This window comes from Caulobacter sp. 17J80-11, from assembly GCF_014349105.1.
GTDB lineage: Bacteria > Pseudomonadota > Alphaproteobacteria > Caulobacterales > Caulobacteraceae > 17J80-11.
The window spans coordinates 195,309-215,954 of the sequence record NZ_JACSJI010000006.1 but is presented as its reverse complement, the minus strand read 5'-3'; the positions used below and the strand labels follow the sequence as shown (position 1 = coordinate 215,954).

General features: G+C 67.8%; 18 protein-coding genes and 1 tRNA gene. 4 read left to right on the top strand and 15 right to left on the bottom strand.

The window, feature by feature from the left end; all coding sequences use genetic code 11:
* The first annotated feature begins 11 nt into the window (after nt 1–11).
* Complete coding sequence (locus H8B08_RS08820; protein WP_187449822.1) at nt 12–1,073, top strand: glycosyltransferase family 4 protein; 1,062 nt, start codon at nt 12–14, stop codon at nt 1,071–1,073.
* A 7-nt stretch (nt 1,074–1,080) separates the two neighbouring features.
* Here the strand turns inward: H8B08_RS08820 and H8B08_RS08815 are convergent, their stop codons facing one another.
* Nucleotides 1,081–1,866 carry a glycosyltransferase family 25 protein gene (locus H8B08_RS08815; RefSeq protein ID WP_187449821.1) on the bottom strand — a complete coding sequence of 262 codons (786 nt, stop codon included), beginning with the start codon at nt 1,864–1,866 and terminating at the stop codon, nt 1,081–1,083.
* A 193-nt stretch (nt 1,867–2,059) separates the two neighbouring features.
* Here H8B08_RS08815 and H8B08_RS08810 point away from each other — a divergent pair, with 193 nt between their 5' ends.
* Nucleotides 2,060–2,869 carry a glycosyltransferase family 25 protein gene (locus tag H8B08_RS08810; RefSeq protein WP_187449820.1) on the top strand — a complete coding sequence of 270 codons (810 nt, stop codon included), beginning with the start codon at nt 2,060–2,062 and terminating at the stop codon, nt 2,867–2,869.
* A gap of 92 nt (nt 2,870–2,961) precedes the next feature.
* Here the strand turns inward: H8B08_RS08810 and rpoC are convergent, their stop codons facing one another.
* The 6 genes from rpoC to H8B08_RS08780 form a co-directional block, all read right to left on the bottom strand.
* Entirely contained in the window at nt 2,962–7,155 is a 4,194-nt protein-coding gene (rpoC, locus tag H8B08_RS08805; RefSeq protein ID WP_187449819.1) for a DNA-directed RNA polymerase subunit beta', read from the bottom strand.
* Nucleotides 7,156–7,261: 106 nt separating this feature from the next.
* Nucleotides 7,262–11,335, bottom strand: coding sequence for a DNA-directed RNA polymerase subunit beta (gene rpoB, locus H8B08_RS08800; protein WP_187449818.1), 4,074 nt, complete (start codon nt 11,333–11,335; stop codon nt 7,262–7,264).
* A gap of 351 nt (nt 11,336–11,686) precedes the next feature.
* A complete protein-coding gene (locus tag H8B08_RS08795; RefSeq protein ID WP_187449817.1) occupies nt 11,687–12,124 on the bottom strand; it encodes an energy transducer TonB in 438 nt (145 codons plus the stop codon).
* Nucleotides 12,125–12,309: 185 nt separating this feature from the next.
* The gene (gene rplL / locus H8B08_RS08790) at nt 12,310–12,693 is read right to left on the bottom strand and encodes a 50S ribosomal protein L7/L12 (protein WP_163260899.1); all 384 of its coding nucleotides are present in this window, start codon (nt 12,691–12,693) and stop codon (nt 12,310–12,312) included.
* 48 nt (nt 12,694–12,741) lie between these two features.
* The gene (rplJ, locus tag H8B08_RS08785; protein WP_187449816.1) at nt 12,742–13,257 is read right to left on the bottom strand and encodes a 50S ribosomal protein L10; all 516 of its coding nucleotides are present in this window, start codon (nt 13,255–13,257) and stop codon (nt 12,742–12,744) included.
* Nucleotides 13,258–13,583: 326 nt separating this feature from the next.
* Nucleotides 13,584–14,147: a hypothetical protein gene (locus H8B08_RS08780; RefSeq protein ID WP_187449815.1), complete on the bottom strand. Its 564-nt coding sequence runs from the start codon at nt 14,145–14,147 to the stop codon at nt 13,584–13,586.
* A 2-nt stretch (nt 14,148–14,149) separates the two neighbouring features.
* Between H8B08_RS08780 and H8B08_RS08775 the strand changes: the two genes are divergently transcribed.
* A complete protein-coding gene (locus H8B08_RS08775; RefSeq protein ID WP_187449814.1) occupies nt 14,150–14,863 on the top strand; it encodes a glutathione S-transferase in 714 nt (237 codons plus the stop codon).
* 33 nt (nt 14,864–14,896) lie between these two features.
* The gene (locus H8B08_RS08770; RefSeq protein WP_187449813.1) at nt 14,897–16,144 is read left to right on the top strand and encodes an arginine deiminase; all 1,248 of its coding nucleotides are present in this window, start codon (nt 14,897–14,899) and stop codon (nt 16,142–16,144) included.
* 70 nt (nt 16,145–16,214) lie between these two features.
* Here H8B08_RS08770 and rplA read toward each other — a convergent pair whose 3' ends face one another.
* The 8 genes from rplA to H8B08_RS08730 form a co-directional block, all read right to left on the bottom strand.
* The gene (gene rplA / locus H8B08_RS08765) at nt 16,215–16,904 is read right to left on the bottom strand and encodes a 50S ribosomal protein L1 (protein WP_187449812.1); all 690 of its coding nucleotides are present in this window, start codon (nt 16,902–16,904) and stop codon (nt 16,215–16,217) included.
* 4 nt (nt 16,905–16,908) lie between these two features.
* On the bottom strand, nt 16,909–17,340 hold the full coding sequence (rplK, locus tag H8B08_RS08760; protein ID WP_163260906.1) for a 50S ribosomal protein L11: 432 nt from the start codon (nt 17,338–17,340) through the stop codon (nt 16,909–16,911).
* Nucleotides 17,341–17,443: 103 nt separating this feature from the next.
* On the bottom strand, nt 17,444–18,016 hold the full coding sequence (gene nusG, locus H8B08_RS08755; RefSeq protein WP_163260907.1) for a transcription termination/antitermination protein NusG: 573 nt from the start codon (nt 18,014–18,016) through the stop codon (nt 17,444–17,446).
* Between the two features lie 10 nt (nt 18,017–18,026).
* On the bottom strand, nt 18,027–18,329 hold the full coding sequence (gene secE / locus H8B08_RS08750; protein ID WP_187449811.1) for a preprotein translocase subunit SecE: 303 nt from the start codon (nt 18,327–18,329) through the stop codon (nt 18,027–18,029).
* 102 nt (nt 18,330–18,431) lie between these two features.
* A tRNA-Trp gene (locus tag H8B08_RS08745) sits at nt 18,432–18,507 on the bottom strand.
* Between the two features lie 175 nt (nt 18,508–18,682).
* Nucleotides 18,683–19,312, bottom strand: a complete 630-nt coding sequence (locus tag H8B08_RS08740) for a YitT family protein (RefSeq protein ID WP_187449810.1) — start codon at nt 19,310–19,312, stop codon at nt 18,683–18,685.
* Nucleotides 19,313–19,382: 70 nt separating this feature from the next.
* Entirely contained in the window at nt 19,383–20,165 is a 783-nt protein-coding gene (locus tag H8B08_RS08735) for an SPFH domain-containing protein (protein WP_187449809.1), read from the bottom strand.
* A gap of 89 nt (nt 20,166–20,254) precedes the next feature.
* The gene (locus H8B08_RS08730) at nt 20,255–20,629 is read right to left on the bottom strand and encodes a hypothetical protein (RefSeq protein WP_163260911.1); all 375 of its coding nucleotides are present in this window, start codon (nt 20,627–20,629) and stop codon (nt 20,255–20,257) included.
* Between the last annotated feature and the right edge of the window lie 17 nt (nt 20,630–20,646).

The following is a 20,646-nucleotide window of genomic DNA, read 5'->3' as shown; positions in this document are numbered from 1 at the left end:
CCGGATCTCCCATGTCGCGCAACGGGCCGCCGCTGAGCATACTCCATGTGCTTCTGCACGCCGGTTTCGGCGGCGCGGGCACCTATTGCCTCGACCTCGCGCTTCGGCAGCGCGACGCCGGACACCGCGTCGGCTTCGTCGTGCGGCCGCAGAAGGCCGGAGGCGGTCCGTCGATCCACGACCACTTGCCCGGCGACATTCCCCGCTACCTGGCCTGGCGTCCGTTCGAGCCGTTCTCGATCGGGGGCGCGGTCGCCCGCTTCAAGCCGGACATTCTTCACGCGCACGTCGGCCGTTCGGCCCGCGCCGTCGGCGCGATGCGGCGGCGGCCGCCGGCGGTGACGAGCCTGCACAATCGCTACCGGGCCAAGGAAAGCGCGCGTCTGGACGGCGTGATCCGGATCGCCGAGTGGCAACGCCAGGACATGGCCGGTTACGCCGGACGGGCGGAAACGATCTCCAACTGGCTGCCCCGGCGCGCCGACGTCCGGCCCGGCGAAGTCGAGGCCGCGCGCCGGCGGGTCGGCGCCGGTCCGGACGATCTGCTGCTCGGCTGTGTCGGACGCCTCCACCGGGTTAAGGGCGTCGACCTGCTGATCGAAGCCTTCCGCGCCGAGGCCCCCGTGGGCGCCCGGCTGGCCGTGCTCGGGGACGGTCCGGAACGCGCCGCGCTCGAGGCGCTAGCCGCGGGCGACCCGCGGATCTCCTTCGTCGGGCACGTGGTCGACCCCGCCCCCTGGTACCGGGCGCTGGACCTGTTCGTCATGCCCTCGCGCATCGAGCCGTTCGGCATCTCCGCCCTGGAAGCCATGGCGGCGGGCGCGCCGATCCTGGGGACCGACGCCGGAGGGCTGGGCGAGATCCTGCAGCGCACCGCCGCGGTCGTGGTTCGGGCGGACGACCGCGCCGCCTTGCAGAGCGCCCTGGCCGAGCTGATCAGTGCCCGCCCGGGGCGCGTGCGCTACGATCTGCAGGCTTATCAAGGCGAAGCCGCGGCCGAGCGCATCGAGCGCTTCTACCGGTCGGTGATCGGCGAGACGGCGAAACCGCTGGCCCGCGCCGAGGCCGCCTAGCCCCGCGTCAGGCGCCGACGCGCGCGGTGATCCGGCGACGGTGCGCGCGCGACAACCGGGCCCGCACGTTGCTGGCCGCAGCCACGAGCCAGCCGCCCAGGCCCAGGTCGGCCAGGGCGTCGACCGCACGTTCGAGCGGCTCCAGGCGGTGACGGTTGCGCGGACGCCAGGGCCGGTCGCCGATACTGGACGCGGGCAGGACGTTCTGCCGGATCGGCGTGGGCGCGAAGCCGTAGGTCGACAGCCCGCAGATCCAGGGGCGCGCGAGATCCTCGTCATACGGATGGACCAGCGGCGCCTTCGCCGCCCAGGCCAGGTACTTTTCCGCCCCGCGGCGGCTGATCAGATAGGCGCCGGCGCCGACCGGAATGCGGGAGTATTTCACCAGCTCCCCGCCCCCGATGCGCGCCGCCCGCACGACCGCCTGCTTGACCGGCAGGGTGGCCAGCCGGACCAGCTCCCAGCTTTCGGGCAAGGCGTCCACCTCGGCCAGCAGCCTCGGAAGATGCTCGCTCAGGCGGCAGTCGTCCTCGCAGACCAGGGCGGCGGGCGCGCCGCGCTCGATCAGCATCTCCATGACGGTCAGGTGGCTGGCGTAGCAGCCCACCTCGCCGCTGGTCAGGGTCGGGGACACGCCGTCCACCAGGTGAAACCAGCGGGCGGCCGCGCCCAGCGCGTCGCCGCGAACCGCCGAGAACCGCTCGTAGGCCAGCCCCAGGCGCGCGAACTGCTCGTCCATCAGGCGCAGCCGATCGGTGTCGCGGTCCAGATTGATCAGGAAAATCGGCGCCATGGGCCAGCTCCGGCGTTCCACGGTTCAGCTACCAGCGCGCCCGCGTCGAACCACAGACATTCGGCGAATAGCGCCCCCGGCACGCCGAAGGCGGCGCGGCGAACGACTTCGCCGCAAGGAGCCGCAGAGACCGCGGTCGGCTAGTGACAGGCCCGGAACGGTCGTGCTTGCTTCACCAGTCAGAGAAGCTTCCATGGTCCGCATCGTACTCATCAATCTGGATCGGGACGCCGACCGGCTCGACTGGATGAGCGCCCAGCTAGGGCGGCTCGGCCTGCCCTTCGAGCGGTTCGCCGCGGTCCGCGGCGACGCCCTGCCGCCGGCCCTCGCCCGCTATTTCCGCGATGCGCCCGCGACGGCGCGCCCGCTCTCGATAGGCGAGATCGGCTGCTACGCCAGCCATCTGGCGATCATGGAAGAGGTCGTCACGACCGGCGCCGCAGCCACGCTGGTGCTCGAAGACGACCTCGCCCTGGACGCCGACCTGCTCAAGGTGCTGGACGCCGTGGACCGCCTGCCCGCGGACTGGGACCTGGTGCGGCTGGCGGGCCTGGGGAGCGGCGGCCGCGTGCGGGTCGCCTCGCTCGCCCCAGGCCTGGACCTGGTGAAGTACGTGAGCGTGCCGATGGGAAACGGCGCTTACCTGGTCAGCCACAAAGGAGCGGTCAAATACGTCGAGTGGGCGCGGGGCCGCACCCTGGTCGATCCGATCGACCACGACCTGCACCGGGTCTGGAACTGCCGCATGACGACCTACGGCGTGTCGCCCGACCCCGTGCGCCAGAACGTTCTCGACGGTTCGAGCATCGATGCGATCGCCGAGAGCAGGGAAATGACGCGGGTCGGCACGCATCCGCACGTCGACCCGGCCGGCCGGATCGCTCGTCTGGTCTACAACCTTGGCAATCTGGGCCCGCGCTTGTGGATCCGCACGACCGCCACCAGGGCCGCCGCGCGGTGGTCGAAGAGGCTCAACGCCCGACGCCGCCCCCAATCCGCCTGAGCCGCACGCGAGAACGGCCCGCGCCCCACCAGCAATGAAAAAGGCCCGGGAGTCGCCTCCCGGGCCTTTCGTCGTTGAAGCGTCCGCAGGCCTTAGGCCTCCGGGGTCTCCGCCGCGGCTTCGAGAGCGATCTCGACCGGCAGCGGCTCCATGGTCTCTTCGCGCTGCTGGACCAGCTGCTCGTCGCGCTTGGCGGCGATCCGCTGCATGCCCCGCAGGTAGGAGCCCGTGCCGGCCGGGATGAGGCGGCCGACGATGACGTTCTCCTTGAGGCCTTCCAGCGTATCGATCTTGCCGTTGACCGAAGCGTCGGTGAGCACGCGCGTGGTCTCCTGGAACGAAGCCGCGGAGATGAACGAGCGCGTCTGCAGCGACGCCTTGGTGATGCCGAGCAGGACCGGCTGGGTGAGGGCCGGACGGCCGCCACGGGCTTCCGCCTTCTTGCTCTCGGCGTCGACCTCGACCTTGTCCAGGTGGTCGCCCTTGATCAGGCCGGTGTCGCCGGCGTCGAGGATCTCCACCTTCTGCAGCATCTGACGAACGATCGTCTCGATGTGCTTGTCGTTGATCGGCACGCCCTGCAGTCGGTAGACCTCCTGGATCTCGTTCACCAGGAACTCGGCCAGCGCTTCGATGCCCTGGATGCGCAGGATGTCGTGCGGATCCGGGTTGCCGTCGATGATGTAATCGCCCTTCGCGATCAGATCGCCGTCGTGCACCGAGATGTGCTTGCCCTTCGGGATCAGGAACTCGACCGCCTCACCGCCGTCTTCCGGGGTGATCTTGATGCGGCGCTTGTTCTTGTAGTCCCGACCGAATTCGACGCGACCGTCCATTTCCGCGATGACCGCGCAGTCCTTCGGACGGCGGGCTTCGAAGAGTTCGGCCACGCGCGGCAGACCGCCGGTGATGTCCCGGGTCTTGGCGCCTTCGGTGGGCAGACGGGCCAGCACGTCGCCGGGACGCGTCTCGTCGCCGTCGGCCACCGACAGGATGGCGCCGACGGGCAGGAGGTAGCGGGCCTCGGCGCCGGACGCCGTGCGCAGGTAGGAGCCGTCAGCGGCGAGCACGCCCACGGCCGGACGCAGGTCCGAACCGCGCGGCGAGGCGCGCCAGTCGGCCACCACGCGCTGGGCGATGCCGGTGGCTTCGTCGGTCTCTTCCTTCACGGACAGGCCGTCGACCAGGTCCTCGAAGCGAACCTTGCCGCCCACTTCGGTGAGGATCGGGGCGGTGTACGGGTCCCACTCGGCCAGGCGCTGGCCCTTCTTCACCGGATCGCCGTCCTTCACCCGGATACGGGCGCCGTACGGGACGCGGTAGGACTCGCGGTCCTTGCCGTCGACCTGGACGGTCACGGTCAGGTTGCGGCTCATCGACACCAGGTCGCCGTGGGCGCCGGTGACGGTCGCGCCGCCCGCCATGCGCACCACGCCTTCATTGGTGGCTTCGAAGAACGACTGCTCCGCCACCTGGGCGGTGCCGCCGATGTGGAAGGTACGCATGGTCAGCTGGGTGCCCGGCTCGCCGATCGACTGGGCGGCGATGACGCCCACGGCTTCACCGATGTTCACCCGCGTGCCGCGCGCCAGGTCGCGGCCGTAGCAGGCCCCGCAGACGCCGACGTCGCTTTCGCAGGTCAGCACCGAGCGGACCTTCACCGACTGCACCGCGGCGCGCTCGACCAGCTCGATGGCGGTCTCGTCGAAGTAGCCGTCGGCCGGCACCACGACGGCGCCGGTGGACGGATCCTTGACGTCCTCGGCCGCGCAGCGGCCCAGGATGCGCTGGCCCAGCGAGACCAGCACGTCGCCGCCCTCGACCACGGCGCGCAGGGTGATGCCCCGGGTCGAGCCGCAGTCTTCTTCGGTGATGATGCAGTCCTGGGCCACGTCGACCAGACGACGGGTCAGGTAGCCCGAGTTGGCGGTCTTCAGGGCGGTGTCGGCCAGACCCTTACGGGCGCCGTGGGTGGAGTTGAAGTACTCCAGCACGGTCAGGCCTTCCTTGAAGTTCGAGACGATCGGGGTCTCGATGATCTCGCCGGACGGCTTGGCCATCAGGCCGCGCATGCCGCCGAGCTGCTTCATCTGGGCCTGCGAGCCACGGGCGCCCGAGTTGGCCATCATGAAGATCGAGTTGATCTCCATTTCGCGGCCGTCCTCGGTTTTCCGCTTGGTGGCGATCTCGGCCATCATCTCGTCGGCGACGCGGTCGGTGGCCTTGGCCCAGGCGTCGACGACCTTGTTGTACTTCTCGCCCTTGGTGATCAGGCCGTCGGCGTACTGCTGCTCGTACTCCTCGACCAGCTTGCGGGTCTCGTCGACGAGCACGGTCTTGCGCTCGGGGATGACGATGTCGTCCTTGCCGAAGGAGATGCCGGCCTTGGCCGCCTCACGGAAGCCCAGACCCATGATCTGGTCGGCGAAGATGACCGTCGCCTTCTGACCGCAGTGGCGATAGACCACGTCGATCAGGTTGCCGATCTCCTTCTTGGTGAGGTTCTTCTCGAGCAGCTTGTGGTTGATCGCCGGGTGACGCGGCAGCAGGGCGGCGATCTTCATCCGCCCCGGCGTGGTGTCGATCACGCGGGTGACCACCTCGCCGTGCTCGTTCATCTCGGTGTAGCGGGCCTTCACCTTCGAATGCAGCGTGATCACGCGGGCGTCGAGCGCCGCGTCGATCTCGCCCATGTTGGCGAACAGCTTGCCCTCGCCCGGCTCGTTGTCACGGGCCAGCGACAGGTAATACAGGCCCAGCACGATGTCCTGCGACGGAACGATGATCGGGCGGCCGTTGGCGGGGCTGAGGATGTTGTTGGTCGACATCATCAGCACGCGCGCTTCCAGCTGCGCTTCAAGCGACAGCGGGACGTGCACGGCCATCTGGTCGCCGTCGAAGTCGGCGTTGAAGGCGGCGCAGACCAGCGGGTGCAGCTGGATGGCCTTGCCTTCGATCAGCTTCGGCTCGAACGCCTGGATGCCCAGACGGTGCAGGGTCGGGGCGCGGTTCAGCATCACCGGGTGTTCCCGGATCACCTCTTCCAGCACGTCCCAGACCTGCGGCTGCTCGCGCTCGACCATGCGCTTGGACTGCTTGACGGTGCCCGACAGGCCCTTGGCGTCCAGACGCGCGTAGATGAACGGCTTGAACAGCTCCAGCGCCATCTTCTTGGGCAGGCCGCACTCGTGCAGCTTCAGCTCGGGACCGACCACGATGACCGAACGGCCCGAGTAGTCGACGCGCTTGCCCAGCAGGTTCTGACGGAAGCGGCCCTGCTTGCCCTTCAGCATGTCGGCCAGCGACTTCAGCGGACGCTTGTTGGCGCCGGTGATCACGCGGCCGCGGCGGCCGTTGTCGAACAGGGCGTCGACGGCTTCCTGCAGCATCCGCTTTTCGTTGCGGATGATGATGTCCGGCGCGCGCAGCTCGATCAGGCGCTTGAGGCGGTTGTTACGGTTGATGACCCGGCGGTACAGGTCGTTCAGGTCCGAGGTCGCGAAGCGGCCGCCGTCCAGCGGCACCAGCGGGCGCAGTTCCGGCGGGATGACCGGGACGATCGTCAGGATCATCCACTCCGGCTTGTTGCCGCTCTCGAGGAAGGCCTCGATCAGCTTCAGGCGCTTGGACGCCTTCTTGGCCTTCATCTCCGACGGGTTGTCGGCCAGCTCGGCGCGGTGACGCTCGGCTTCCTTCTGCAGGTCGATCGCCATGAGCATGTTGCGCACGGCCTCGGCGCCGATCTCAGCGGTGAAGCTGTCGTCGCCGAACTCTTCCTGGTAGCGGTAGTACTCGTCTTCCGTCAGCAGCTGGTTCTGCTTCAGCGGGGTCAGGCCCGGCTCGGTGACGATGTAGTTCTCGAAGTAGAGCACGCGCTCCACTTCCTTCAGCGCCATGTCCAGCATCAGAGCGATGCGCGACGGCAGCGACTTCAGGAACCAGATGTGGGCGACCGGCGAGGCCAGCTCGATGTGGCCCATGCGCTCACGGCGAACGCGCGCCAGGGTCACTTCGACCCCGCACTTCTCGCAGATGATGCCCTTGTACTTCATGCGCTTGTACTTGCCGCACAAGCACTCGTAGTCCTTGGTCGGACCGAAGATGCGGGCGCAGAACAGGCCGTCGCGCTCCGGCTTGAAGGTCCGGTAGTTGATGGTCTCCGGCTTCTTGATCTCGCCGAACGACCACGACCGGATCTTCTCGGGCGAAGCCAGCGAGATGCGGATCTGGTCGAAGGTCGGGGCGGCCTGGACCGGGTTGAAGATGTTCAGGACTTCCTGGTTCATCGAATATCCAGTTCGTCAGTGCGGAGCCTCGGCTCCGCGTATTTCAATGAGGGGCTGAAGAGCGATCGGCCCCTCCCCCGCTGGCGCGAGGGAGGGGCTAAGACGATCAGCTGTTCTCCAGCTCCACGTTCAGGCCCAGCGAGCGCATTTCCTTCACGAGCACGTTGAAGCTCTCCGGAATGCCGGCCTCGAAGCTGTCGTCGCCGCGGACGATCGCCTCGTAGACCTTGGTGCGGCCCGCCACGTCGTCCGACTTCACCGTCAGCATTTCCTGCAGGGTGTAGGCGGCGCCGTAGGCTTCGAGCGCCCACACTTCCATTTCCCCGAAGCGCTGACCGCCGAACTGCGCCTTACCGCCCAGCGGCTGCTGGGTGACCAGCGAGTACGGGCCGATCGAACGGGCGTGGATCTTGTCGTCGACCAGGTGGTGCAGCTTCAGCATGTAGATGTAGCCGACCGTGACCGGGCGCTTGAACTGCTCGCCGGTCTGGCCGTCGAACAGCACCGACTGACCGGTGCGGTTGCGGCCCGCCTTCTCGAGCAGATTCTCGATGTCGCTGATGTGCGCGCCGTCGAACACCGGGGTGGCGATCGGAACGCCCTTGGACAGGTTGCGGGCCAGCTCGACCAGCTCGGCTTCGTCGTCCGGCAGCACCTCGTCGGGGCCGTAGACGTCGCGCAGGTGGTCGATCAGCGCCTGCTTCTGGCCGCCGTTCTGCCAGTCCTCGAGCAGCTCCTGGATCTGCTTGCCGAGGCCCGCGCAGGCCCAGCCCAGGTGCGTCTCGAAGATCTGACCGACGTTCATGCGCGAAGGCACGCCCAGCGGGTTCAGCACGATGTCGACGTTGGTGCCGTCCTGCAGGTAGGGCATGTCCTCGATCGGCAGGATCTTGGAGATGACCCCCTTGTTGCCGTGACGGCCGGCCATCTTGTCGCCCGGCTGAAGCTTGCGCTTCACGGCCACGAAGACCTTGACCATCTTCATGACGCCCGGCGGCAGCTCGTCGCCGCGCTGCAGCTTCTCGACCTTGTCCTCGAAGCGACGGTCGAGACGCTTCTTGGCCTCGTCGAACTGGCGCTTCATGGCCTCGATCTCGCCCATCGACTTCTCGTCGTCGAGGGCGACCTGCCACCACAGGCCCTTGGAAATTTCAGCCAGCTTCTCGGCCGAAACTTCGCCGCGGCCCAGGCCCTTCGGGCCGGACAGGGCGTTCTTGCCGACCAGCAGGTCGCGCAGACGGCCGTAGGCGTTGCGCTCCAGGATGGCCAGCTCGTCGTCGCGGTCCTTGCCCAGACGCTCGATCTCGGCGCGTTCGATGGCGAGCGCGCGCTCGTCCTTGTCGACGCCGTGGCGGTTGAACACGCGCACTTCGACGACGGTGCCGGCCACGCCCGGCGGCAGACGCAGCGAGGTGTCGCGGACGTCCGAAGCCTTCTCGCCGAAGATGGCGCGCAGCAGCTTCTCTTCCGGGGTCATCGGGCTTTCGCCCTTCGGGGTGACCTTGCCGACCAGGATGTCGCCCGGCTGGACTTCGGCGCCGATCGCCACGATGCCCGCTTCGTCGAGGTTGCGCAGGGCTTCCTCGCCGACGTTGGGGATGTCGCGGGTGATCTCTTCCGGGCCCAGCTTGGTGTCGCGGGCCATCACCTCGAACTCCTCGAGGTGGATGGAGGTGAACACGTCGTCGCGGACGATGCGCTCGGAGATCAGGATGGAATCTTCGAAGTTGTAGCCGTTCCAGGGCATGAACGCGACGAGCACGTTGCGGCCCAGGGCCAGCTCGCCCAGCTCCGTGGACGGGCCGTCGGCGATCACGTCGCCGGCGCGCACGCGGTCGCCCACCCGCACCAGCGGACGCTGGTTGATGCAGGTGTTCTGGTTGGAGCGCTGGAACTTCGACAGACGGAAGATGTCGACGCCGGGCTTGGTCGGGTCGGTCTCGTTGGTGGCGCGCACGACGATACGGGTGCCGTCGATCTGCTCGACGACGCCGTCACGCTTGGCCACGACCACGGCGCCGGAGTCGCGGGCGACCACGGCTTCCATGCCGGTGCCGACCAGCGGCGCGTCCGCTTCGATCAGCGGCACGGCCTGACGCTGCATGTTGGCGCCCATCAGCGCGCGGTTGGCGTCGTCGTTCTCGAGGAACGGGATCAGCGCCGCGGCGACCGAGACGACCTGCTTGGGCGACACGTCCATCATGTCGACCGTGTCCTTGGTCAACAGGGTCGGTTCGCCGTTGATGCGGCCGGGGACCAGGTCCTCGACGATCTCGCGGCCTTCGAGCTTGATGTTGGCCTGGGCGATGACGTGCTTCGCCTCTTCCATGGCCGAGATGTAGACGACCTCGTCGGTGGCCTTGCCGTCCTTCACGCGACGGTACGGGCTCTCGATGAAGCCGTACTTGTTCACGCGGGCGTGGGTGGCCAGCGAGTTGATCAGGCCGATGTTCGGGCCTTCCGGCGTTTCGATCGGGCAGATCCGGCCGTAGTGGGTCGGGTGCACGTCGCGCACTTCGAAGCCGGCGCGCTCGCGGGTCAGACCGCCCGGGCCAAGCGCCGACAGGCGGCGCTTGTGGGTGATCTCGGACAGCGGGTTGGTCTGGTCCATGAACTGCGACAGCTGCGAGGAGCCGAAGAATTCACGGACGGCGGCCGCCGCCGGCTTCGCGTTGATCAGGTCGTGCGGCATGACCGTGTCGATGTCGACCGAGCTCATGCGCTCCTTGATCGCCCGCTCCATGCGCAGCAGGCCGACGCGGTACTGGTTCTCGAGCAGTTCGCCGACCGAACGGACGCGGCGGTTGCCGAGGTTGTCGATGTCGTCGATCTCGCCGCGGCCGTCGCGCAGGCCGACCAGCAGGCGCAGCACTTCGAGGATGTCCTCTTTGCGCAGCACGCGGATCTCGTCGGAAACCTCCGGGGTCTCCAGACGCATGTTCATCTTCACCCGGCCGACGGCCGACAGGTCGTAGCGCTCGGCGTCGAAGAACAGGCCGGCGAACATCGCCTCGGCCGCTTCGATCGTCGGCGGCTCGCCCGGGCGCATGACGCGGTAGATGTCGAACAGGGCGTCTTCACGCGACTGGTTCTTGTCCACGCGCAGGGTGTTGCGCATGTAGGCGCCGACCGTGACGTGGTCGATGTCCAGCACGTCGACGGTGGTGAAGCCCTGCTCCTCCAGCGCCTTCACGGCGGCGGCGTCCAGCTCGTCGCCGGCTTCGGCGTAGATCTCGCCGGTCGACATGTTGACGGCGTCGCCGGCCATGTACTTGCCGACCAGCGCGTCGGGGGCCAGCAGCAGCGCCTTGACGCCCTGGTCGGCCAGCTTCTTCGCCGCACGGGCCGAGATCTTGTGGCCGGCCTGGGCGACCACCTGGCCGCTGTCGGCGTCGACCAGGTCGAAGTCCGGCTTCACGCCGCGCCAGCGTTCCGGCTTGTAGGGCGTGACCCAGCCTTCGCCGCGCTTCTCGTAGGGCACCACGTCGTAGAAGGTGCGCAGCACCTCTTCGCCGTCCATGCCCAGCGCATAGAGGAAGGTCGAGGCCGGCAGCTTACGGCGGCGGTCGATACGGACGTAGACGATGTCCTTGGCGTCGAACTCGAAGTCGAGCCAGGAGCCGCGGTACGGAATGATGCGCGCGGCGAACAGCAGCTTGCCCGAAGCGTGCGTCTTGCCCTTGTCGTGGTCGAAGAACACGCCCGGCGAACGGTGCATCTGCGAGACGATGACGCGCTCGGTGCCGTTGACGATGAAGGTGCCCTTGTCGGTCATGAGCGGAATGTCGCCCATGTAGACGTCCTGCTCCTTGATGTCCTTCACGGAGCGGGCGCCGGTCTCTTCGTCGCTTTCGAACACGATCAGGCGCAGCTTGACCTTCAGCGGCGCCGCGAAGGTCATGTCGCGCTGGATGCACTCCTCGACGTCGTACTTCGGCTCTTCGAACTCGAAGGAGACGTACTCGAGCGTGGCGCGCTCGTTGAAGTCCTTGATCGGGAACACCGACTTGAAGACGGCCTCGAGGCCTTCGTCCGTGCGCAGGCCCGGGCGGACGTCGCGCTGCAGGAACTGCTCATAAGAGGACCGCTGAACCTCGATGAGGTTCGGCATCTGCACGGCTTCGGCGATGCGGCCGAACGACTTGCGGATGCGCTTCTTGCCGGTGAACGATTGGACCATCGTCGCTCCCTCGGCGCAGCGGCGAACTGCGCCAAAAATCCAGGCGCGCGCAATGAGGGCGGCGCGCCGTTTCATCCCTGCGTCCACCCTCGGCTCGGACCTGGCTCGGGGCGCGGGTCCGACGGACGCTGGAAAGCTTCGCTCACGCGAAGCGCGCCTTCGCTCGATCGGAGGGCGGCGGATCGAGCCTCGGCGCTAAGCGCGCGAATTTTTAGATTCGTGCGGGGGGCGACTTATAATCGCTTTCACGGCGATGGGAAGGCCCGCCGGGAACAAAATCGCGCAGCCCTGACCCCGCCCCGCCGGCGGCGCGGGCGGGGCGGGGCGGACTTCGGACCGGCCAGGGCGCGGCTACTTCGGTTGCGGCGCCGAAACCGAGGTCTCTTCGATGTAGACGTAGGGTTTCAGCTCCGGCAGGCCGTAGCGCTCCTGGATGCTGGTCGGGGTGATGAACGACACCCGCACCACGACCGGATGGCCCATCACCGAGGCCGGCGGCGGCGGCAGGCGTCCCATGTCCCGGGCCGCGTCCATCACGACCTCGTCGTTGGCCGTCGAACCCGTGGACCTGATCAGTTCGAAGCCGGAAAGGTTTCCCTGAGCGTCGACGCGCATCCGCACTTCGCCGATGCGCGTGCCGGGGCTGGAGAACCCGACGGGCTCTCCCAGAACCTTGTCAAGGCGTTGCTGGGCCGTGTTCACCCAGGCGTCCAGATCGGCGGGCGCCGCGGCGACCGCGGATGCGGAAAGCGAAAATGCAACCAGGGCTGAGGCGAGTACTCGACGCATGGCGTGCCTCCTCCGGATGATGAGGCCTTACGTCGTCCCCGCCTGAATCAACACGACCTGCGAGCGCAGGTTGCATGAACTATCGGACACCTTCGGGCCGCCGGCGGGGCCCGGCCGCGCAAAGAAAACGGGCCCGGAGGTCGCCCTCCGAGCCCGTCGAAACGTCAGAACTGACGCAAGCCAGATTACTTGATCTGGACCTTGGCGCCGGCTTCTTCCAGCTTCTTCGCGATTTCGGCCGCTTCGTTCTTGGAGATGTTCTCCTTGACGGTCTGCGGGGCGCCTTCCACCAGGTCCTTGGCTTCCTTCAGGCCCAGGTCCGAACGGATCGCGCGGATTTCCTTAATCACGTTGATCTTCTTGTCGCCGCCGTCGGTCAGGACGACGGTGAACTCGGTCTGCTCTTCAGCAGCTTCGGCCGGAGCCGCGCCACCGCCGGCCGGCATGGCCATGGCGACCGGAGCGGCGGCCGACACGCCCCACTTTTCTTCGAGCAGCTTGGACAGCTCAGCGGCTTCCAGGACGGTCAGGGCGGACAGGTCGTCAACCAGCTTTTCGAGCTTCGACATTTGGTAGTTCCTTCAGCGGAATTGAGTGTGGATCGCGGAGATGACCGATTAGGCGGCGTTCTTGTCGGCGTGAGCCTTGAGAACGCGCGCGATTTGGCCAGCCGGGGCCGCCAGGACGCCCGCGACCTTGGTCGCCGGAGCCTGAACGAGGCCGATGAGCGTGGCCCGGATCTGATCGAGCGAGGGCAGCGAGGCGAGAGCCTTCACACCCTGGTCGTTCAGCACCGTTTGACCCATGAAGCCGCCAACGACTTTGAGCTTGTCGTTGCCCTTGGCGTATTCGGTCACGACCTTGGCGGCGGAGACGGGATCCGGCGCGAAGGCGATGGCGACGGGACCCTTGAAGAGGGCGTCGCCCTCCTCGCCGATCGAGCCGCCCAGAGCCTTCTGGGCCAGAGTGTTCTTCACCACCTTGATTTGGGCGCCTTCCTTGCGGAGGCGGCCACGAAGGTCGGTCATTTCCGCAACGGTCAGACCCATGTAGTGGGTCACGACCACGGCGCCGGCGTCGGCGAAGACGCCCTTCAGCGCCTCGATCGACTCGGCCTTTTGTGCGCGGTCCATTGCGGTCTCCGTACTCGGTTGCAGCAGCCGGACCATTCCGGCGGCCGAACGACGGCTCGGCGAGGGAATGCTCCCGCGCGCTCACCGTTCAGCCTGTCCTAGGATGATCGGCGCGAACCGCTCCGCTGAAGGCGGAATTCGGATTCGTACCTCACGCCCCGTCTCCCAACGGCGAGGAAGGGCTCTTCCCCGTTACGGACCAGGCGACCCCTGGACCCCGCAGTTCTCGGACAGGACCGGCGACAGGACGAGCCTCTCGCCGGAAGCCGCGGCTACTACATCGGACTCGGGAGAATTTCAACCGCCGACGGCGAAGGCCGCCAGGTTCAGTCCTTCAGGCCGGCCCGGGTGACCAGGGCGATGGGCAGGCCGAACAGGAAGACGTGGGACATGATGTCCGTCATCACCCGGAAGGTGTCGTCGAAGGTCGGGGTCCGGGCGGCCGACAGCGGCACGATCACGAAGTTCATGGCCAGCCACATGGCCAGGCCGAACAGCGGACCGAAGATCAGCGGCTGGCGCACCAGAGCGCGGACCCGCGTGGCCGCCAGATAGAACACGCCCGCCGCGACGATCGAGATGAAGAAGTGCAGCGCCGCCCCGGCCGCCGCGGTGGCCATGCCGCCCTGGAAGGAGGCGCGTCCGAAGAGGCCGCTGGCCACCGATTGGAAGATCCGCTCCGGCGCGATGCCGCGCAGGCCGTGGAACACGATGGCGTAGGTGATGTCCCCCGCCCCGCCCAGCAGGCCGGCGGTGATCACGGTGAAGGCCGGATTGCGGGCCGGGCGCAGTGCTTCGGTCGACATACCGCCGTTATGGCTCAGCTTCGGCGTGCGCGCCAGAGGAACCGCCCCGCCCTGCTCCAGTTGCCGGACGGCGGCAGGAGGCATTCATGGCCTACGAGCTCTACTACTGGCCGACCATCCAGGGGCGCGGCGAATTCGTCCGCCTGGCCCTGGAGGACGCCGGCGCGCCCTACGTCGACGTCGCGCGCGAGCGCGGCGTGCGGCCGATGATGGAGCTGATGACCGGCCGGACGGTCGCCCACCCCTCGTTCGCGCCGCCGTTCCTGAAGGACGGCGACGTCGTGATCGGCCAGACGGCGAACATCCTGCTCTATCTGGGCGGCCGTCTCGGCCTGGCCCCCGCCGGCGAGACCGACCGGCTGTGGGCGCACCAGATTCAGCTGACCGTCGCCGACCTGGTGGTCGAGGCCCATGACGTGCACCACCCGCTGGGCGCGGGTCTCTACTACGAGGACCAGAAGGCCGAGGCGGCGCGTCGGGCCGGGGAGTTCCGCGACGCGCGTATCCCCAAGTTCCTGGGCTGGTTCGAACGCATCCTGACGCAGAACGCGGCCGGCGACGGCTGGCTGGTGGGCGAGACCCTCACCTATCCGGACCTGTCGCTGTTCCAGGTGGTCGAGGGCCTGACCTACGCCTTTCCCAAGGCCGCCGGTCGCGCCCTGGCGACGACGCCGAAGGTCGTGGCGGTGCACGAGCGGGTGAAGGCGCGGCCGCGGATCGCGGCCTACCTGGCCAGCGACCGGCGCCTGGCGCCCAACGAGGAGGACATCTTCCGCAACTATCCGGAGCTTGACGCTTAAGGGCGGGACCCCGGCGCGATCACGGAGGCGACCATGGCGGCTGACGGAGCTTTCGGCGTCCACTCCGAGGTGGGCGAGCTGCGCAGGGTGATGGTCTGCGCGCCGGGCCGGGCTCACCTGCGCCTGACGCCCAGCAACTGCGACGCCCTGCTGTTCGACGACGTGCTGTGGGTCGAAGCCGCGAAGCGCGACCACTTCGATTTCGTCCAGAAGATGCGCGACCGCGGGGTCGAGGTCCTGGAGATGCACGACCTGCTGGCCGCCACCGTCGGCGTGCGCGAGGCGCGCAAGTGGATCCTCGACCATCAGGTGGTCGCCAACCAGGTCGGCCCGGAACTGGTCGCGGAAGTGCGCAGCTATCTCGACGGGCTCCCCGACCGCGAGCTGGCGGAAATCCTGATCGGCGGGCTGTCGACCGACGAATTCCCGGTCGAGATCGGCGGCTCCACCCTGCAGCTGATCCGGGAAGCCGCGGGCGTGGCCGAGTACCTGCTCCCGCCGCTGCCCAACACCCTCTACACCCGCGACACCACCTGCTGGATCTATGGCGGCGCCACGCTGAACCCGCTGTTCTGGGAAGCCCGCCACGAGGAGACCCTGCTCACGGCGGCGATCTACCGGTTCCATCCCGACTTCGCCGGCAAGGTGAACGTCTGGTGGGGCGACCCGACCGTGGACTGGGGCCTGGCCACGCTCGAGGGCGGCGACGTCATGCCGATCGGCAAGGGCGCCGTCCTGATCGGCATGAGCGAACGCTCCTCGCGCCAGGCCATCAGCCAGCTGGCCCTGAAGCTGTTCGAGGCCGGCGCGGCCGAGCGGGTGATCGTGGCGGCCATGCCCAAGCTGCGCGCCGCCATGCACCTGGACACCGTCTTCACCTTCGCCGACCGGGACTGCGTCGTGGTCTATCCGGACATCATGGAGCGCATCCACGCCTACTCCTACCGGCCGGGCGACCGGCCCGGGCAGCTGGACCTGCGCAAGGACGACAAGCCGTTCGTCGACACCGTGGCCGACGCTCTGGGCGTCAAGCAGATGCGCGTGGTGGAGACCGGCGGCAGCGCCTACCTGCGCGAGCGCACCCAGTGGGACAGCGGCGCCAACGTGGTCTGCCAGTCGCCCGGCGTGGTCTACGCCTACGACCGCAACACCCACGTCAACAACCTGCTGCGCAGGGCCGGGATCGAAGTGATCGTCATCTCCGGGGCGGAGCTGGGACGCGGCCGGGGCGGCGCGCACTGCATGACCTGCCCGCTGCTGCGTGACGCGGTGGAGTTCTAGCGTCGCGCGCAAACAAAAAGGGCGAGGCCGGAGCCTCGCCCTTCTCGTTTCGATCGAACTCGCGTCGCGCTTAGGCGGTCAGCGAGGCCGGATCCAGCTTCAGGCCCGGGCCCATGGTCGAGCTGAGCGAGATCTTCTTCACGTAGGTGCCCTTGGCGCCCGACGGCTTGGCCTTCTGCAGAGCGTCCACGAAGGCGCGGACGTTCAGCTCCAGGGCTTCCTGGGTGAAGGAGGCCTTGCCGATGCCGGCGTGCACGATGCCCGCCTTCTCGACGCGGAACTCGACGGCGCCGCCCTTGGCGTCCTTCACGGCCTGACCGACGTTCATGGTCACGGTGCCGACCTTCGGGTTCGGCATCAGGCCGCGCGGGCCCAGCACCTTACCCAGACGGCCGACCAGGGCCATCATGTCCGGCGTGGCGATCACGCGGTCGAAGTCCATGAAGCCGCCCTGGACCTTTTCGACCAGGTCCTCGGCGCCCACCACTTCGGCGCCCGCCGCGGTGGCTTCGTCGGCCTTCGGGCCCTTGGCGAACACGGCGACGCGAACGTCACGGCCGGTGCCCGACGGCAGGTTGACCACGCCCCGGACCTGCTGGTCGGCGTGACGCGGGTCGACGCCCAGGTTGACGGCGATCTCGATGCTTTCGTCGAACTTCGCCTTGGCGTTGGACTTCACGGTCGCGATCGCCTCGCCCAGGGCGTAGGTCTTGTTGCGGTCGACGACGAACGACTGAACGCGCTTGGGTTGCTTAGCCATCGGATCAGCCCTCCACCACTTGCAGGCCCATCGAGCGGGCCGAGCCGGCGATGATCTTGGTCGCTTGATCCAGATCGTTCGCGTTCAGGTCCTTCATCTTCTTTTCGGCGATGTCACGGCACTGGGCCATGGTCACCTTGCCGGCCGAGTCACGGCCCGGCTTCTGCGAGCCCGACGTGATCTTGGCGGCCTGCTTCAGGTAGAAGGTGGCCGGCGGCGTCTTGGTGACGAAGGTGAACGACTTGTCCTGGTACACCGTGATGACGGTCGGCAGGGGCGTGCCCTTTTCGACGTTCTCGGTGCGGGCGTTGAACTCCTTACAGAAGCCCATGATGTTCACGCCGCGCTGACCCAGCGCCGGACCGATCGGCGGCGACGGCGTGGCGGAGCCGGCCTTCACCTGCAGCTTGATGTAGCCGAGAATCTTCTTGGCCATGGTTCTCTCCTAAATGCTCCCAAGGGACGTCCTTGCGGAGCGGTGAGCCGTGGTGCGGGGTGGCGCCCCTTCCACGGGTTTCAGGCGGCTTCGAGGACGGTGGTTAGACCGTCTTCTCGACCTGCCCGTACTCCAGGTCCACCGGCGTGGCGCGTCCGAAGATCGAAACGCTGACGCGCAGGCGGGCCCGTTCTTCGTCGACGCTTTCCACAACGCCGTCGAAGCTCGCAAAGGGGCCGTCGGTGACCTTCACCTTTTCCCCGATGTCGAAATGGATGGTCGGCTTCGGGCGCTCGACGCCCTCCTCGATGGCGCCGACGATGCGCTGGACTTCGCGCTCGCTGACCGGAATCGGCCGCGCGCCCGAGCCCAGGAAGCCGGTCACCTTCGGGGTGTTCTTGACCAGGTGGTAGGCCTCGTCGGTCAGCTCCATCTTCACCAGCACGTAGCCGGGGAAGAACTTGCGCTCCGAGTTGACCTTACGGCCGCGGCGAATCTCCACCACGTCCTCGGTCGGCACCAGGATCTCGCTGAACTTGTCGTCCAGCCCCTGGGCCTTGGCCTGCTCGCGGATGGTCTCGGCCACCTTCTTCTCGAAGTTCGAGTAGGCGTGGACGATGTACCACTTGTGGTTCGGATTAGAGACCGGGCGGGCCTCGACTGCGACGTCCGTCACGCGTGCCTCCTCAGCCGCCAATCTTCAGGACCTGGGCGACCCCAAAGCCCATCAGGAAGTCCACGACCCAGAAGAACAGGGTCGCGAGCAGGACCATGATGAAGACCATCACCGAGGTGATCCAGGTCTCCTTGCGGCTGGTCCAAGTGATCTTGCGGGCTTCGGCGCGCACTTCGCGGAAGTATTGCGCGGGGCTGACGCGCTTCTTGCGCGCAGGCGCCTCCGCGTCGATCACCGGCTTTTGCGGCGCGCCCCGACCGGAGGCGGCGCGCGCCCCGCGGTTCAGCGCGGTCGGAGCCTGTTGCTTAGCCATCGACGTTCCGTCGCACCCTTCCGAACCTGGAGCGTCCAGGTCCCTGTCAAAAAGTCGTCGAGGGACGGTCCGCGACTGCGAACCGTCCCCCGGCGGAAATAGTGGCAGGAGTGGAGGGACTCGAACCCCCGGCCCTCGGTTTTGGAGACCGATGCTCTACCAGCTGAGCTACACTCCTTCAGGCAGACGACCGCGCGCCGTTGGACTTCCGAGCCCATCGACGCAGGCGGCCTTCGCCAGAGCCGTGCGACATAGCAAGGCGAACCTGGGGAAGCAAGCACCGCCCCGCCCTCTGCATTCGACTTTTCTTCGTAATGACAATGACGCGTCGCCGCGGGCCCGGAGGCCTTGCCTCACGCCCGCTTCGCTTCCAGCGCAGCTTGTGACCGCGCGGCGCTCGTCCGCGCGTCTAGGCGCGCGAAGAGCTGCATCCAGGCCTGCATCATCGGCCCGATCGTCAGCGCGTGGAGAATCGTCCCTACGCCCACGGCCCCGCCCAGCAGCCAGCCGCAGGCCAGCACGCCCAGTTCGACGCACATGCGGGCCCGCTTGATCGACAGGCCGGTGATCTTGGCCAGGCCCAGGGTGACGCCGTCGCGCGGGCCCGCTCCATAGCCGGCGCTGATGTAGGCCGCCGTCGCATAGCCGTTCAGGACGATTCCCAGCGCCATCAGAGCGATCCTCCAGGCCAGCGGATCGACCTTCGGCACCACCGCCAGGGCGGCGTCGAGCGCCACGCCGATGACCACGACGTTGCTGATCGTGCCCAGCCCGGGCCGTTGCCGCAGCGGGATCCAGGCCAGCAGGACCACGACGCCGACCAGATTGACGATCAGGCCCATGCTCAGGCCCGTCTGGAGGGACAGGCCTTCGTGGAAGACGCTCCACGACATCAGACCCAGGCGCGAGCGGACCATCAGGGCGGTCGAGACCCCGAACAGGATGAGGCCGACATACAGGCGGGCGAGGCGGCGGAGGTCCATCGCCGTATCTAGCCGGGTCGGGCCGCGACTTCGATAGCCCGGGCGGCCGCAGGAGGGCGTCGCCCGGTCCTTACGTTTGCGGAGTCGCCATGCGGGCGGCCAACTGGGTCAGCTCGGTGGGCATGGCCACGATGATGGTGGAGTTGTGCTCCACCCCGATCTCGGTGAGCGCCTGCAGCCGGCGAATCTCCAGCGCGGCCGGCGCGGTCATGATCGCCTTGGCGGCCTCGACCAGCGTCTCGGAAGCGTTGGCCTCCCCTTGCGCCTTGATCAGGCGGGCGCGCGCTTCGCGGCTGGCCTCGGCCTCGCGGGCGATGGCGCGCTGCATCTGCTCGGGGATGTCGAGGTCGCGAAGCTCCACCGCGTCGATGTCGACGCCCCACTTCTTGGCCGCCGCCTCGAGCGTGCCGAGCAGGTGGGTGTTCAGCTGGGTGCGATGTTTCAGCAGGTCGTCAAGGTCGTGCTGGCCGATGGCGTCGCGCAGCGTGGTCTCGGCCGCCTGCACGATGGCGACGTGGGGGTCCTGCACGGCGTTCACGGTCGCGGCCGGGTTGTCGACCTTGTACCAGAGCACCGCGTTGACCTTCACCGGCACGCCGTCGCGGGTCACCGCATCCTGCGGCTGCAGGGTGACGGTGTTGATGCGCACGTCGACCTTCACCGACCGTTCGAGCAGGGGAATGATCCAGAACACGCCCGGCCCCGACGTGCGCTTATAGCGCCCCAGCCGGTAGACGACGCTGCGCTGGTATTCCTGGTTGATCCGGAAGCCCAGGATCACGAAGACGAGGACGCCGATCGCGATCGGCACGTTCGCCAGCACATACCCCCACACGGTGTCGAGCTGATCCACCGGCTTCCCCTTCGAAGAACGCCGGTAGAGATAGCTGAGCCGGGCGTGGCCTGTCCCCCACACCCGGCCCGAAATTCAACTTCTAAGCGTCAATTGGTCGGTTGCGCGTCTGTGACCTTGTAGGTGAGGAAGCGGCCCTCCTCGTCGGCGACGGTGACGTATTCCCCCAGCACGAAGCGGTGCTGGCCCAGCTTGTAGACCGGCTCGTCGTCGACGTCGGTCCCCTCCTCGTAATCGAAGAACCAGTTGTCCCCGCGCCGCGCCAGGCGGCCTTCGGCCGGATCCTCGTCCGGCGCGAAGCGGCGCACGGTGCAACGGTCCCGGAACGAGCGGAACTCGACTTCGTTCAGCTTCCCATCCTCGGTCAACGGCGCGACCAGGGTGTAGCCGCGGCGGTCGTCGCCGTCGGCGAACTCCGTGCCGGGGTTGCGCGCGAGGCGCATGACGATGCGGGACAGGGACATGGCCTTCTCTCCTCCTT